We start from the raw sequence: 14508 nt of genomic DNA on the forward strand, positions 1-14508 counted from the left end.
TGAGTCCGCGAACTCACGGCGGCGGCCGCGACCCGGCTGGCGCCGAAATTGCTGAGGCAAGCTGAACTTCCGCTCTAATTGCCGAACCGCCGCCCATGTACGCCATCACCCACGAACAAATTTGCGATCTCTTCCGCGATCATCGGGAGGCCGTGGTCGCATTTTTGCTTAAACGCGTGCAATGCAAGGAAATGGCCAGCGATCTCAGCCAGGAAGCTTATCTGCGGCTGCTGCGCAAGGACGCCATACCGTATAAGGACAACCTGACGGCCTACCTCTATCGCACGGCCGAGCGGCTGGCGATCGATTTTCTGCGGCAGAACAAACGGTGGGCCGAGGGCTCGGTGGTTTTGGACGAAGAACTGCCGTGTCCGAACCTGCAGCCGGAAGAGTTGGCGGCGGTGCGCGAGCAATGCGAACTCCTGCTCGATGCCATCGCGTCCTTGCCTCCCGTCTGCCGTCATGTACTGCTGCTGCGCCGGGTGGACGAACTGAGCTACGGCGAGATCGCGGGAAGGCTGGGCATATCCGAGAAGACCGTGCAGCGTCATCTGGTCAAAGCCATGATGTCTTGCCACGCTCGCCTGGAAAACCCGCTGCGCGGGCGCGCAATTGGGTCGTGAAAAGGGCTGCCGTGATACCGCCGGCCAAGCGATTCGGCGAACCGGTCCTGAAAGCAGCGTGTCCCACGACGTGCTGTGCCTAACGGCGTTCCCTACGCCGCACGGCCGCACTTGCGGGACGGTTATTGCCTTCGGCGCCCCAGCCGTCCCCCGTCGACTCGCTCCAGCGACCTTAGAGCCGTCGCCTCCGCATCGCTCCGAGATGACTCTACGGCCTGTTCGGGATGCCTTGCAGGTCACCTACGGACGCAATAAAGCCTGCGCCCTGCGGTGCCCCGCCCGGCCCTGGGCCTTCTGGGGGGCATGGAAAACATCCCGGTCTACCCGCTGCGCGGCTGACCTTTGTTTTCCAGCAAGGCGATGGAATGGTTCGTCCTTCTGCAATCCGAAACCTGTGACGACGGAGATCGAGCCAGGTTCTGGGCGTGGCTGGATGATAGCGAATCGCATCGGCTCGCCTATGCGGAAGCCGAGCGTCTATGGGGCGAGCTCGGCGGCTTAAAGGACGCGCGCCCGCAAGCTCTCCACGCCGCCCGCTCGGCCGGGCCGCAGCGACGCGCGTCGGCCGGCGCCGCGACCGCCTTGCTATTGTTGGTCAGTTTGACAGTCGGGCTTTGGTGGCAGGATCGCCATGCGCCGACGGTTCCGTATGTCACGGGCATCGGCGAGCGAATCGGCGTGGAACTGGCCGATGGATCCCATATCGAAGTCAACGCGGCGAGCCGGCTGACTGCACGGATCTCCTGGTTACGCCGCGAAATCGATTTACAGGATGGCGAGGCGCTGTTCGACGTGCGTCATCGGGCCTGGCGGCCTTTCACCGTATCGGCAGGTCACATAAACATCCGCGACATAGGCACCCGTTTCAACGTGCGGCGGCGTCAGGACGGTACGACCGTGACGGTCTTGGAAGGCGAAGTGGAACTGAACGATGGACGCGGCTGGGAAGGCAATCGGCTAAGCGCCGGCTTCCGTCGTCGCCTCGATGCCCAGGGCAAGTTGGGCGCCCCGGAAGCCGCCAATCATGAACTCGCGGCGGCCTGGACTCAGGGACGCCTGGTGTTCGAACGCACCCCCTTGGGCGAGGTCGCCGCTGAACTGGCGCGTCATCACCCCGTGCGCTTCAGCTTTGCCGAACCCGCACTGGCCCGGGAAACCCTGAGCGGTACTTTCGATGCCGGTGACCTGCATCCGTTTCTGAGAGCGGTGGAGAAAATCCTCCCGGTAAGGACGGAGCGCAAGGGGGATGAAATTTTTCTGGATCGGGCGCAAGGCAGGGTGCGCTGATCCCCAGGCTGTTTCGCCGGCGGCAGGGGGGCGCGAAAAAATTGTCCAGTTCCCGATCGTTCCTTCGTTATGGAAGGTGAAGACGTGCAATACGTCGCATCTCATAACAAGAAACGAGGGAGTCATCATGGGTTTTCACCGCAAACCGGCTAGCACTACCGGTAAGGGTCGGGGTTCTCTGCGCACGCTGCCGCTGTTCGTCATATTACTGGCCGGTGGTGTCGAGGCCGCCGAGGACGCGGGCCTTAATCTCAACCTGCCCGCGCAAGCCTTGTCCGCCACCCTGGATAGTTTGGCCAAGACTTCTCGCGTCAAGCTGGTGTATGCGGATGCTGCGGTCAAGGGCCTCAACGCCCCGCCCTTGCAAGGCCATTACACCGTGCAGCAGGCCTTGGACAAGGTGCTGGGTCAAAACGGCTTGCGTTACGAAATCGTGGATAAAACCCTGATAGCCGTTAAAACGCCAGCGTTGGGGAGTACGTCCCTGCCTAAAGTCACCGTGAACGCCAAGGCCGGTTACGACGCCAGCGACCCCTACAACACTGAATACGTTGTTCCCAACGCATACGCCGCCACCAAGACCGATACGCCGATCATGGAGACGCCGATGTCAATTCAGGCGGTGTCACGGGCGGTGATGGACGACCAGCAGGCCATCACCCTAAACGACGCGCTGAAGAACATCAGCGGCGTGCAGGTTTCCGAGGCCTTCTACGACGGGGCGATCATTCGTGGTTTCGATACTGGAGGAAGTACATACCGGAATGGCCTCAGGCAAGCCGCCATTAGTGGTCTGGAAACCGCCAATCTCAGAAGCATAGAAGTGCTGAAAGGGCCAGCCTCCATTCTTTACGGACGGATACAGCCCGGCGGGATGATCAACCTGGCGCCTAAGCGGGCTCTGGATATCCCCTATTTTTCAGTGCAGCAACAGTTCGGTTCCTACGATCTGTACCGCACCACGGTGGACGCCACCGGCCCGCTGCTGGCGGACAAATCCCTGCTGGGACGGATGAACATCGCCTACAAGAGCAATAACTCTTTCCGCGATTTCGTCTCGCAGGAGAATGTTTTCATCGCGCCCTCGCTGAGCTGGCGGCCCACGGATAATTTCGAGGCCAATCTGGATGTGGAATACCAGCACTTCACCTTCACCGACGACGAGGGTGCGCTGGTTGCCGTCGGCACTCGTCCGGCGAACATCCCGATCAGCCGTTATCTGCAAGACGGCAAGGAAACCAATAAGCGGCACCCGAACACCCAGGACAAGACCCTGACCGCCTTCGACTGGACCTACCACTTCAACGACGACTGGCGGTTGACCAATCGATTCCAGTACACCTCCACCGCCTACCGTCAGACCAGCATTTGGTTCGGTGAGTTGGACGAAACCACGGGAGTTTTGACCCGCGGCATGTGGAACACGCCCTTGCGTCGCAACACTTACGCCAGCAACCTGGATTTGGCCGGCAAGTTCAACACCGGCGACTTTGCCCATCACGACGTACTGGTGGGCTTTGATTTTTATCGTCTGGACGAACATGACGGCCCCGGCGGACCGGCGAATTTTTATGGCACGCCGGAAAGCATGATCAATATTTACCACCCGGTTTATAGCGGGAGGGATCTCACCCAGTTCAATCCAGGCACCGAGAACTTCGCCTACAAGCACTACGAAAACTGGTACGGGGTATATTTCCAAGATCAGATCACCCTCTGGGACAAGCTGCACATCCTGGGTGGCGGGCGGCAGGACTGGGCCTCGGAAAGCTCAGGCGAGTCGGGTACAGGCTCTTTCCGCGACATCACGCTTAACGCCAACTCCAACCAGGCGTTCAACCCACGCGTGGGGGTGCTGTATCAGCCTTGGGAGTGGCTGTCACTCTATGGCAATTATGTGGAGTCCTACGGCTCGCTCAATGGTGGGCGCTCTTTTGGCGGCAAACCGTTCAACCCGGAAACCGGCCAGCAGGGCGAGGTGGGCATCAAGGCCGAGTCCCCGGACAAGCGCGTAACGGCTACGTTGGCGTTCTACCAGATCTACAAACAGAACATCCTGGCAACGGATGCCGCGCATCCGCTGTATTCGGTGGCTGTGGGCGAGGCACGCAGCCGCGGCATAGAGTTGGACCTGAGCGGCAAATTGACCGAGGATTGGAGCGTGATCGGCACCTATGCCTACACCGACGCCGTCATCACCAAAGGCTCCAACCAAGGCAACGACCTATTGGGCGTGCCGAAAAACTCCGGCAGCCTGTGGACCAGGTACGAGTTCAGCAGCGGTGACCTGAAGGGCTTGAGTTTCGGCACTGGGGTGTTCGCCAAAAGCCAGCGCCAAGGCGATAACGACAACAGCTTCCAGTTGCCGGGCTATGCGCGATGGGATGCCAGTGTCGGCTACAGCTTCGTGCAGAGCGGGGCGAAGATCACCACGCAGTTCAACGTCTACAACATTCTCGATAAAACCCATTACGACCGTTCGAGTTGGCGTCTGGCGGTCTATCCGGCTCAGCCTCTGAGTTTTCTCGGATCGATAAGGGTGGAGTACTGAGGCGAATTGATACGGTTCGCTTATCGTCGACAGGGTGTGATTGTATGAAATGGATAGCGGAAGCCTGGCTGAATCAGCGCAAAGTTGTCGCCGTCGAATCTCCGATGCAGAGCACGCCAGATAGTCGATCGCAGCGTTTGGTGCGCCTGAAAGCCCGCCGCAAGCTCTGGCTGGAAGTCCACCTCTGGCTGGGACTGATCGCCGGAGCGGTGCTGGTGGTCATCGGCCTGACCGGGAGCGTCCTGGTTTTCTGGCAGGAAATCGACGCTTGGCTCAATCCGGATCTGATGACGGTCCACGTGCCCGAGGACCAAGCGGTTTACCGTCCGCTGGACGAAATCGTCGCCGCGGCCAAGTCGGCCATGCCGCCAGGGGCCGCGCCGGGTTTTACCTACTACCCCCGCAGCCCGGAGGGCGTATTCGCCTTTTTCTATCAGGAGCCAGGCGTGGCGCAAGACACGGCCGGCAGTTTGAATGTCTTCGTCGACCCCTACACCGCTCGGGTCACCGGCAGCCGTGTCTTCTACGATGGCCGGAGCTATTTCGGCAATTGCCTGATGGGCTTCGTGTTCAAGCTGCATTACGCCTTGCTGTGGAAAGAACATGGCGTCGTACTGGTCGGCGCCATCGGCGTTTTGCTGGTGGTTTCGGTGCTCAGCGGTTTGATCGTCTGGTGGCCGCTGACCGGACATTGGCTCAAGGCCTTGACCGTCAAACGTCGCGCCAGCGCCGAACGGCTCAACTTCGACCTGCACAAGACCTTCGGTTTCTATTCCGCCCTGGTGCTGCTGGCCGTACTGGTTTCCGGGGTGTACATGAACCTGCCGGATCAAATCGTATGGCTGGTGGAGCGTTTTTCGCCCGTCACCCTACCGGAAAAAATCCGTTCGACCGTCATCCCTGACCGGCCCACCCTCGGCCTAGACCAAGCCGTGGCCGTGGCGCAGTCGCACTATCCGGGCGGCAAGCTGAGCGTCCTCAATCTTCCTACCGAGCCCGAGGGAACCTATCAGGTATGCAGCCAGGCCGTCGAAGCGCTGCGGCCTTACGTGCTGGATACGCGTTGCGTGTATATCGACCAGTACAGCGCAGAGGTACTGAAGGTCAGCGACCCGGCCAATGGCAGCGGTGGCGATGTGTTCATCCAGTGGCAATGGCCGCTGCATTCCGGGCAGGCCTTCGGCATGCCCGGCCGCATCCTGGTTTTTCTCAGCGGTCTGGCTTGCGCGGTGCTTTACGTCACCGGCGTGATTCGCTGGCTGCAGAAACGGCGGGCATCGCTGGAAAACAAAGGTCAGCCGCGCAGCGGGTAGACCGGGATGTTTTCCATGCCCCCCAGAAGGCCCAGGGCCGGGCGGGGCACCGCAGGGCGCAGGCTTTATTGCGTCCGTAGGTGACCTGCAAGGCATCCCGAACAGGCCGTAGAGTCATCTCGGAGCGATGCGGAGGCGACGGCTCTAAGGTCGCTGGAGCGAGTCGACGGGGGACGGCTGGGGCGCCGAAGGCAATAACCGTCCCGCAAGTGCGGCCGTGCGGCGTAGGGAACGCCGTTAGGCACAGCACGTCGTGGGACACGCTGCCCGCCGTAGGATCGCCTGACTCGCTGTCGCTACAGCCATCGGATCATCGACGTAACGGCAGCTGGGCGCAAAATTTTTTGCGGCCAGGGTGAGGGATTTCGCTCACTCAAACGTCTTAAGCCTATAGGAATCGCAAAGGAGGAAGACCGTATGAGGATCAAGTCAGACAGAAACGACAATGCCACCGGGAGTTCGGCTACGAATGGAGAACAATTTCCATCGGCCCGTTATTTCCAAGTGCATTTCGAATACCTGGAAAACTTGCTTGGCGAAACCCGTGCCTGCCTGGACGCTCTCAAGCGGCAGGTCGCGACCGTGCATCAGGGAGAGGGCGTCGATACGGCGGTTGTCGGATCGCCAAGCGGCGCGTATTCGGCCAACAGCGGGCAGCAGGTGGCCTTGCGGGGCAGCCAGCGCGGACGTCGTACGGGAAACGTGAAAAGCTCATGAGCCTTTGTTTTCTTCCCACCGGACCTCAGCCGGATTCCATGCCCGTACCATTGGGCGCCGGCATGCTGCCTAATTCCTGGCGGCGTACCCTCGGCGTAGCGAGCGCAGCGCTAGTAGCGGCGACCCTCCATGGACTGGTTTTCCTGTGGTACATGAACCGGCCGGCGCCTGTGCCCCTGATAGCGGCGGCGCCTCTGCCGATGATCGATATCGCCCTGGCGGCACCGGCGTCGCCCCAGGTGGTCCAGCCCGCGCCGACACCGCCGGAGCCCCCAAAACCGGAGAAGAAGCCGGATCCCGCCCCAGTAAAGAAAGCCAAGCCCAAACCGAAGCCTGTCCCCAAGGAGCCGGTGGCCAAGCGGGCAGAAGTTCAGGAAGAAGTGCGCGAAACGGCTCCGCCGACTCCCGCCCCACCTGCGCCGGTAAAGGCGGAAGCCGCGTCCCCGCATAACGAGGTGTACACCCCTGCCAGTTCGACGGCCGATTATCTGAACAATCCCCGCCCGGTGTACCCCTCGATCGCCCGCAGCCGGCACTGGGAAGGCCTGGTTCTGCTGCGGGTGTACGTGAGTCCGGACGGACACGCGATGGAGGTCAACGTACAACGCAGCAGCGGCCACGAGGTGCTGGACGAATCGGCGCTGGAAGCGGTACGCAAATGGAAGTTCGTGCCGGCCAAGCGTGGCGATGTGGCTCAGGCCAGTTGGGTGACCGTGCCCATCGAATTCGAGTTGCGCTGAGAACGGACTTTGGTCGGGTGGCTTAGACGCATGTCGGCGACTATCAGACCTCAGTCAGCCGTCTTCCGGCACGCCACCGGCCAGCCAATCGGAAATCCATAGATTAAGAAACGTTTAATAAGAGGAGGCTATCTTGGAAATATCGGAAACCGCTATCGTCGACGGGACGCTGTGTGCGCTCGGCTGTTTTTCCCTGCTGACCTGGAGCGTGATCTTGCTCAAGGCCGGCGAGGTCATCCTGAGCAAACTGCGCAATCACCGCTACATCAAGCAATTCGTGTCGGGAGAGGATAAGCTGCCCGACGGCCCGGACTCCGACCGTATACCGGCGGGACGGGTGCTTCAGGCCGGCAGAGCCACCCTGGCCAAGGCGAGCCTACATCTCAGCCTGAACCCGGATCATCATGAAGCGTGGTACGAGTTGATTGAACGCGCCATGCGCCAGCAGATCCTGAAGGAAAAGGCGCGCATGGAATCCGGTCTGGGCTGGCTGGCCAGCATAGGCAGCACCTCGCCCTTCGTCGGATTGTTCGGCACCGTCTGGGGCATCATGCATGCGCTCAAGGATATCGGCGCAAACGGCAACGCCAGCCTGGAAGTGGTAGCCGGCCCCATTGGCGAGGCGCTGATCGCCACCGCGCTCGGCATCGCCGTCGCGATCCCGGCGGTGATCGCCTACAACTTCTTCCTCCGGCAGAACCGGCGCATCATCGCCACGCTGGACCATTTCGCCAGCGACTTTCTGCATTCCTCGCTGGAAAGCCATTTGATGCAAACCACGGTGAACGAACATGGCCGTACAGTTACCGAGTGAGGACGAGGGCGGGGAAATGAGCGAGATCAACGTCACGCCCCTGGTGGATGTGATGTTGGTATTGCTGGTCGTATTCATCGTGACCGCGCCGCTGTTGACGCAAGTCGTGAAGGTCAAACTGCCCAAGACCGAACAAACGGAGCCCGCGCCGGATCAGCACGTCGCCATCCTCAGCATCAATGCGCAGGGACAGCCCGCGCTGGATGACAGGCCGGTGCCGCTGGAATCCCTGGAGGCGGAACTCAAAACCCTGCAGGAACGCGACCCCGAGATCAGTGTGCAGTTGCAGGCCGACCGTGCCGCGGTGTTCGATGCCGTGGCCAAGGTGATGGCCGGTGCCCAGCGGTCGGGAATCGGCAAACTGTCATTCGTCACCGTGCAGCAGTAGCACTCGAGGCTTGCGACCATGACCCGGCCTGGGGCTAGGCGTGCCTGCCTGCCCTTACTTATGCTGCTGACCGCCTGCGGTTCCTCGCCCGAGCGCAGGCTCCAGGATGTCGGTGTCACGCTCCCGCCACGCTGGACCGGTGTGGCAGCACGATCGGCCGCCGTATCGACCGAGCATCCACCGGTTGGAAAACAACTGGAGTCCACGGCGACCTCCGCTGCGCTCTCGGTGCCCGAGCATTGGCTCGACGGCTTTGCCGATCCATCCCTGAGCGCGCTGGTTCGGGAAGCCCTGCACGCCAACCTGGACTTGAAGGCCGCCGCGGCACGCGTGGAGGCCGCCCGCGAGCAGGTCGCGATCGATGGCGCCGGGCGCTGGCCGCAGTTGTCCTTCGCACCGGGATACGAGCGCACGCAGGTGCGTAACACCGGATTCGGGAGCACCGAATTTGGCGCCTTCCAGGCCTTGTTCAACTTGGATTGGGAACTGGATGTCTGGGGCCGCATCTTGGCCTCCCGCCAGGCGACCGGTTCCGAAGCGGCCGCGGTCGCCGCCGATTATTCCGCCGCGCGCCTTTCGCTGGCCGCCAGAACCGCCCAGAGCTACTTCGAACTGGCCGAGGCCCGGCTGCAGGCCGAGGTCGCCGAGCAATCCACACACGAACGCACGATCCTCGTGGAACTGGTGCGCGGTCGCTTCGCCCGCGGGCTTACCCGCGGCCTGGATCTGCGGTTGGCGCTGACCGACCTGGCGAATGCGGAAGCCCAGCAGGCGCAGGCGCACAACCGGGTTCAGGCGGCGGCCCGCAGACTGGAAGTGTTGCTGGGCCGATACCCCCAGGCCGAGCCCGGGGGGAGCATGCGCTTGCCGGAGCCGCCGGACGCGATCTCGGCCGGCCTGCCATCGCAGTTGCTGGAAAGGCGGCCTGATCTCAGCGCGGCATTCGAGCGCCTGCGAGCCTCCGATTCGCGGGTGGAAAGCGCGAAAAAGGCGCTGCTCCCGCGCATCACCCTGACCGCCACGGGCGGGACGCGCAGTGCGGCCCTGACCGAACTGGCCGATCCGCGTGCCGCGGCCTGGAACGTCGCCATGGGCTTGCTGCAGCCGGTGTTCACCGGTGGCCGGCTCAAGGCGGAGATACGGCTGAATGAAGCGCGCGCTGAAGAAGCCTACAACCTTTACAAAAACACGGCGCTCAATGCCTTCCGCGAGGTCGAACAAACCTTGGCTGCCGAGGAATGGCTGCGGGAGCAGGAGCAAGCCTTGCGGGAAGCCGTCGAGCAGACGGAGCAGAGCCGCAAGCTGGCGGTGTATTCCTACCGGCACGGCTTCATCGAAATCCTTACTCTCCTGGACAGCTACCGCAGTACCCTGAACGCACGGAGCGCCCACCTGGCGGCGAAGCGCCAATTGCTCAGCAACCGCATCGATTTATACCTGGCGCTGGGAGGCGGGGCATGAATGGGCGGTCTTTGGCGGCAGCCGACCAGGCGCCAAGGAGCTCCCTGCCAACGGACCGGCATGGAGCCGCCGATTCCTTCGCTTTCGCCGCACCTAAGGCCGCCCCGTCCCGAATCTTATGTCCTTAAAGCTGAAAACTCTCTTACCCGCCGTCGTGCTTCTGTCCGGCGGCGTCGGGGCGTGGGCGCTCGTCGCTCATCGGCCCGAGGTGGCAAACCAGGCGCCGGCGAGCGAGCCGCCCCTGGTCACCGTCGTGCAGTTGCAACCCCAGACACTGAAACTGAACGTCCGTACCCAGGGCGTGGTGAAGGCGCGCAGCGAAATCGACTGGGTGACGGAAGTCGGCGGAAAAGTGGTGCAGATGAACCGCGATCTGCTGGTCGGCGCTTACTTCGAGGCCGGCTCCTTGCTGTTGACGATAGACCCCCGCGACTACGACTACGCCATTACCGCCGCCGCCGCCGCCGTCGCCGAAGCCCACCGACTGGTGTTGTTCGAGGAGGCTCAGGCCGAGCAGGCCGAAAGCGAGTGGAAGGCCCTGGGCGAGGGCAAACCCACCCCCCTGACCCTGCACGGACCGCAACTCGCGGAGGCGCGTGCCAAGCTGAAAGCCGCCGAGGCCGATCTGGCCAAGGCGAAGCTGCGCCGCAGCCGCTGCGAGCTGCGCGCGCCCTTCGCCGGCAGGGTGCTGCAAAGAAACGTCGGACTGGGCCAATACGTTCAGGCGGGTGAAAAGCTGGCGCGGATCTATGCCACGGATGTCGCGGAAATCCGCCTGCCGGTGAACGCCGATCAGCTCGCCTATCTCGACCTGCCCATCCTCCCGCGCGGCGAGCCCTCTGCGCAAAGCCCCCGCGTGGTGCTGAGTGCGGAGGTGAACGGCAACCTGCAGCATTGGGAGGGGCGTTTGGCCCGGACCGAAGGAGCCGTGGACGAGGCTACGGGCTTGCTGCACGTCATCGCCGAGGTGACGCAACCCCATCCGCCCAAAGACATCCGTCCTCCCTTGCTTCCCGGTTTGTTCGTGCAGGCAGAGATCGAAGGACGAGAACGGGCCGGCTTGTTCGTCCTGCCGGCCGCCGGTCTAAACGCGCTGCAGGAGGCCTTGCTGGTCGACGAGCAAGGGCGATTGCATATCCACCGGGTGGACGTGTTGCGCCGCGAAGCGGACCGCGTCCTGGTGAAAGGGGGGCTGAACGCCGGCGACCGATTGGTGGTCGATGGCGTACCGGTTCCGGTCGAGGGAATGAAAGTCAGACTTGCGGCCGAAGACTCGAAACCGCGGGAAGAAAAAAGGGCGGCCGGTCCCTATCCGGAAAGTGTCGTGAAGCAATAAGCCGCCGGCCCCGTATTTCCCGGAGCGAGCGAGCGGCAGGAAGAACGAACCGAAAGCCGGAACTACTCCCACTCGATGGTCGCCGGCGGCTTGCCGGAGATGTCGTAAGTGACGCGCGAAATGCCCGGCACTTCGTTGATGATGCGCCGCGAGACGAGATCGAGAAACTCGTAGGGCAGATGCGCCCAGTGCGCGGTCATGAAATCCACCGTCTCCACGGCCCGGAGCGCGATGACATAATCGTAGCGGCGGCCGTCGCCCATCACGCCGACCGAGCGCACCGGCAGGAATACCGCGAAGGCCTGGCTGGTCTTGTCGTAAAGCTCGTGGCGATAGAGTTCTTCGATGAAGATGGCGTCGGCCCGGCGCAGCAGATCGGCGTATTCCTTCTCGACCTCGCCCAGGATACGCACACCCAGGCCAGGCCCCGGGAAGGGATGGCGGTTTATCATCTCCGAAGGCAGGCCCAACTCCAGGCCGATCTGCCTCACTTCGTCCTTGAACAGTTCGCGCAGAGGCTCGATGAGTTCGAGCTTCATGTCCTCGGGCAGGCCGCCCACATTGTGATGCGACTTGATCACATGCGCCTTGCCGGTCTTGGAGCCGGCCGATTCGATCACGTCGGGGTATATGGTCCCCTGAGCCAGCCAGCGGGCATCGGTCAGTTTGGCCGCCTCCTCGTCGAAGATCTCGACGAACAGCCCGCCGATGATCTTGCGCTTGCGCTCGGGATCGGCCACGCCTTTGAGCGCCTCGAAATAGCGCGCCTCGGCATTCACCCTGAGAACCTTCACGCCCATGTGTTCGGTGAAAGTCGCCATCACCTGGTCGCCTTCGTGCAGACGCAACAAGCCCGTGTCGACGAACACGCAGGTGAGCTGGTCGCCGATGGCCAGATGCAGGAGCGCCGCCACTACCGAGGAATCCACCCCGCCGGAAAGCCCCAGGATGACTTGATCCTGTCCGACCTTTTCACGGATGTGAGCGATGCTGTCTTCGATGATGTTGCGTGCCGTCCAGAGATTCGCGCAGTCGCAGATCCCGCGCACGAAACGCTCGATGATGCGCTGGCCCTGGCGGGTGTGGGTGACTTCGGGGTGGAATTGCAAGGCATAAAACCGCCGGTCCTCGTCGGCTATGCCGGCGATGGGCGCGCTGTCGGTACTCGCGATCAGCTTGAAGCCCGGTGGCAGCACGGTGACCTGGTCGCCATGGCTCATCCACACGTCGAGTATGCCGTAGCCTTCCGGCGTGGTGTGGTCTTCGATGTGGCGCAATAACGCCGAATGGCCCCGCGCCCGCACCTGGGCGTAGCCGAACTCACGGTGTGCCACGCTTTCCACCTTGCCGCCGAGTTGCTCGGCCATGGTCTGCATGCCGTAGCAAATGCCGAGTACCGGCACACCCAGCCTGAACACCAGCTCCGGCGCGCGCGGGGTGTGCGCCTCGGTGACGGTCTCGGGGCCACCCGAGAGGATGATGCCGCGCGGAGCAAACGAGCGTATATAGGCGTCGTCGCAATCCCAGGGGTGGATTTCGCAATAAACGCCGATCTCGCGGACCCGGCGGGCGATGAGCTGGGTGTACTGGGAACCGAAATCGAGGATGAGGATCTTGTGGGAGTGGATGTCTTGCATGGATGCTCCGCGAGCGGCGGCGAATGACGGTGGACCAGCTTGCACCGGCGATGTTGCCGGAATGTGACCGGCCGCGCGTAGCGGCCGGCCGGACGATCAATCCAGTCGGTAATTGGGGGCTTCCTTGGTGATGGTCACGTCATGCACATGGCTTTCGCGTATGCCCGCCGAGGTGATGCGCACGAAACGGGCCTCGGTCCGCATCTCGTCTATGGTTCCGCAACCGGTATAACCCATGGCGGCGCGGATGCCGCCCACCAATTGGTGGATGATGGCCAGCAGGCTGCCCTTGTAAGGCACCCTGCCCTCGATGCCTTCGGGCACCAGCTTCTCGGCTTCGGTGCTGTCCTGGAAATAACGGTCGCTGGAGCCCTGCTGCTGGGCCATCGCGCCGAGGGAGCCCATGCCGCGATAAGACTTGTACGAACGCCCCTGGTAGAGCTCCACATCGCCGGGCGCCTCTTCCGTGCCGGCGAACAGGCCGCCCAGCATCACCGAATAGGCGCCCGCCGCCAGCGCCTTGGCGATGTCGCCGGAATAACGGATGCCGCCGTCGGCGATGAGGGGCACGCCGGAATCGCGCAAGGCGCCAGCGACGTTGGCCACGGCGGAAATCTGCGGGACGCCGACGCCGGCCACGATGCGGGTGGTGCAGATGGATCCGGGGCCTATGCCCACCTTGACGGCGTCGGCGCCGGCCTCGACCAAAGCCTTGGCGGCCGCCGCGGTGGCGATGTTTCCGCCAATGACCTGGACGTTGGGAAAGTTCTGCTTGACCCAGCGCACCCGGTCGAGCACGCCTTGCGAATGGCCGTGCGCGGTATCGACCACGATCACGTCCGCCCCGGCCGCGGCCAGGGCCTCGACCCGCTCCTCGGTGCCGGCGCCGGTGCCGACGCCGGCGCCCACACGCAGCCGCTCGTACTCGTCCTTGCAGGCCTGCGGATAGTCTTTGGCCTTCTGGATGTCCTTCACGGTGATCATGCCGCGCAGTTCGAACTTCTCGTTCACCACCAACACCTTCTCGATGCGGTGCTTGTGCAGCAGATGGATGGCCTCTTGCTGGCGCGCGCCTTCGCGCACCGTCACCAGCCGCTCCTTGGGCGTCATGACCGAGGTGACCGGCTCGTCCAAACGGGTTTCGAACCGCAGGTCCCGGCTGGTGACGATGCCCACCAGCTCCCCCCGGTCCACGACCGGCACCCCGGAAATTCGGTTGGCGCGGGTCAGTTCCATCACCTCGCGTATGCTGATGTCGGGACGGACGGTGATGGGGTCCTTGATCACCCCGCTCTCGTATTTCTTCACGGCGCCCACTTCATAGGCCTGGTGTTCGATATCCATATTCTTGTGGACGATGCCGATGCCGCCTTCCTGGGCGATGGCGATGGCGAGGCGGGCTTCCGTCACGGTATCCATGGCCGCCGACACCAGTGGGATGTTCAGGCTGATCTTGCGCGTAAGCTGCGTTTTCAGGCTCACGTCGCGCGGCAGGATGTTGGAATAAGCCGGGACCAGCAATACATCGTCAAAGGTGAGGGCTTCTTGATCTATGCGCATGACTCGCTCCGGCCGGCTAAAAGTTTCGAATTTTACGTTTTTTCCGGCTCTCGTGTAAATTTTTGCTGAATTACGCCGCCC

General features: G+C 62.7%; 12 protein-coding genes. 10 read left to right on the plus strand and 2 right to left on the minus strand.

From position 1 onward, the window contains the following. The first annotated feature begins 95 nt into the window (after window positions 1-95). The 10 genes from JWZ97_RS07555 (at window position 96) to JWZ97_RS07600 (ending at window position 11230) form a co-directional block, all read left to right on the plus strand. Entirely contained in the window at window positions 96-623 is a 528-nt protein-coding gene (locus tag JWZ97_RS07555) for an RNA polymerase sigma factor (protein WP_205434167.1), read from the plus strand. 360 nt (window positions 624-983) lie between these two features. After that, on the plus strand, window positions 984-1910 hold the full coding sequence (locus tag JWZ97_RS07560; protein ID WP_205434168.1) for a FecR domain-containing protein: 927 nt from the start codon (window positions 984-986) through the stop codon (window positions 1908-1910). Between the two features lie 127 nt (window positions 1911-2037). Continuing rightward, the gene (locus JWZ97_RS07565; protein ID WP_205434169.1) at window positions 2038-4461 is read left to right on the plus strand and encodes a TonB-dependent receptor; all 2424 of its coding nucleotides are present in this window, start codon (window positions 2038-2040) and stop codon (window positions 4459-4461) included. A gap of 44 nt (window positions 4462-4505) precedes the next feature. After that, a complete protein-coding gene (locus tag JWZ97_RS07570) occupies window positions 4506-5774 on the plus strand; it encodes a PepSY domain-containing protein (protein ID WP_240342529.1) in 1269 nt (422 codons plus the stop codon). Between the two features lie 417 nt (window positions 5775-6191). Then, window positions 6192-6491: a hypothetical protein gene (locus JWZ97_RS07575; RefSeq protein ID WP_205434170.1), complete on the plus strand. Its 300-nt coding sequence runs from the start codon at window positions 6192-6194 to the stop codon at window positions 6489-6491. A gap of 38 nt (window positions 6492-6529) precedes the next feature. Beyond that, complete coding sequence (locus tag JWZ97_RS07580) at window positions 6530-7231, plus strand: energy transducer TonB (protein WP_205434171.1); 702 nt, start codon at window positions 6530-6532, stop codon at window positions 7229-7231. Window positions 7232-7364: 133 nt separating this feature from the next. Beyond that, the gene (locus JWZ97_RS20230) at window positions 7365-8045 is read left to right on the plus strand and encodes a MotA/TolQ/ExbB proton channel family protein (RefSeq protein ID WP_305799103.1); all 681 of its coding nucleotides are present in this window, start codon (window positions 7365-7367) and stop codon (window positions 8043-8045) included. Continuing rightward, complete coding sequence (locus JWZ97_RS07590) at window positions 8023-8433, plus strand: biopolymer transporter ExbD (RefSeq protein ID WP_205434172.1); 411 nt, start codon at window positions 8023-8025, stop codon at window positions 8431-8433. Before JWZ97_RS20230 ends, JWZ97_RS07590 begins: the two co-directional genes overlap by 23 nt. A gap of 18 nt (window positions 8434-8451) precedes the next feature. Further along, a complete protein-coding gene (locus JWZ97_RS07595) occupies window positions 8452-9894 on the plus strand; it encodes an efflux transporter outer membrane subunit (RefSeq protein ID WP_205434173.1) in 1443 nt (480 codons plus the stop codon). Between the two features lie 118 nt (window positions 9895-10012). Further along, a complete protein-coding gene (locus tag JWZ97_RS07600) occupies window positions 10013-11230 on the plus strand; it encodes an efflux RND transporter periplasmic adaptor subunit (protein ID WP_205434174.1) in 1218 nt (405 codons plus the stop codon). A gap of 62 nt (window positions 11231-11292) precedes the next feature. On the opposite strand, the gene guaA is transcribed toward JWZ97_RS07600, so the two are convergent. Together guaA and guaB are read right to left on the minus strand one after the other, a co-directional pair. After that, on the minus strand, window positions 11293-12867 hold the full coding sequence (gene guaA, locus JWZ97_RS07605; RefSeq protein WP_205434175.1) for a glutamine-hydrolyzing GMP synthase: 1575 nt from the start codon (window positions 12865-12867) through the stop codon (window positions 11293-11295). A gap of 96 nt (window positions 12868-12963) precedes the next feature. After that, complete coding sequence (gene guaB, locus JWZ97_RS07610) at window positions 12964-14427, minus strand: IMP dehydrogenase (protein WP_205434176.1); 1464 nt, start codon at window positions 14425-14427, stop codon at window positions 12964-12966. Window positions 14428-14508: the final 81 nt, after the last annotated feature.

Origin of the sequence: Methylococcus sp. EFPC2 (assembly GCF_016925495.1) — a bacterium.
Lineage (GTDB): Bacteria > Pseudomonadota > Gammaproteobacteria > Methylococcales > Methylococcaceae > EFPC2.

Bases quoted from the DNA above. Each gene is read 5' to 3' on its own strand.
- JWZ97_RS07555 (WP_205434167.1), top strand. From the start codon at position 96: ATGTACGCCATCACCCACGAACAAATTTGCGATCTCTTCCGCGATCAT.
- JWZ97_RS07560 (WP_205434168.1), top strand. From the start codon at position 984: ATGGAATGGTTCGTCCTTCTGCAATCCGAAACCTGTGACGACGGAGAT.
- JWZ97_RS07565 (WP_205434169.1), top strand. From the start codon at position 2,038: ATGGGTTTTCACCGCAAACCGGCTAGCACTACCGGTAAGGGTCGGGGT.
- JWZ97_RS07570 (WP_240342529.1), top strand. From the start codon at position 4,506: ATGAAATGGATAGCGGAAGCCTGGCTGAATCAGCGCAAAGTTGTCGCC.
- JWZ97_RS07575 (WP_205434170.1), top strand. From the start codon at position 6,192: ATGAGGATCAAGTCAGACAGAAACGACAATGCCACCGGGAGTTCGGCT.
- JWZ97_RS07580 (WP_205434171.1), top strand. From the start codon at position 6,530: ATGCCCGTACCATTGGGCGCCGGCATGCTGCCTAATTCCTGGCGGCGT.
- JWZ97_RS07590 (WP_205434172.1), top strand. From the start codon at position 8,023: ATGGCCGTACAGTTACCGAGTGAGGACGAGGGCGGGGAAATGAGCGAG.
- JWZ97_RS07595 (WP_205434173.1), top strand. From the start codon at position 8,452: ATGACCCGGCCTGGGGCTAGGCGTGCCTGCCTGCCCTTACTTATGCTG.
- JWZ97_RS07600 (WP_205434174.1), top strand. From the start codon at position 10,013: ATGTCCTTAAAGCTGAAAACTCTCTTACCCGCCGTCGTGCTTCTGTCC.
- guaA (WP_205434175.1), bottom strand. From the start codon at position 12,867: ATGCAAGACATCCACTCCCACAAGATCCTCATCCTCGATTTCGGTTCC.
- guaB (WP_205434176.1), bottom strand. From the start codon at position 14,427: ATGCGCATAGATCAAGAAGCCCTCACCTTTGACGATGTATTGCTGGTC.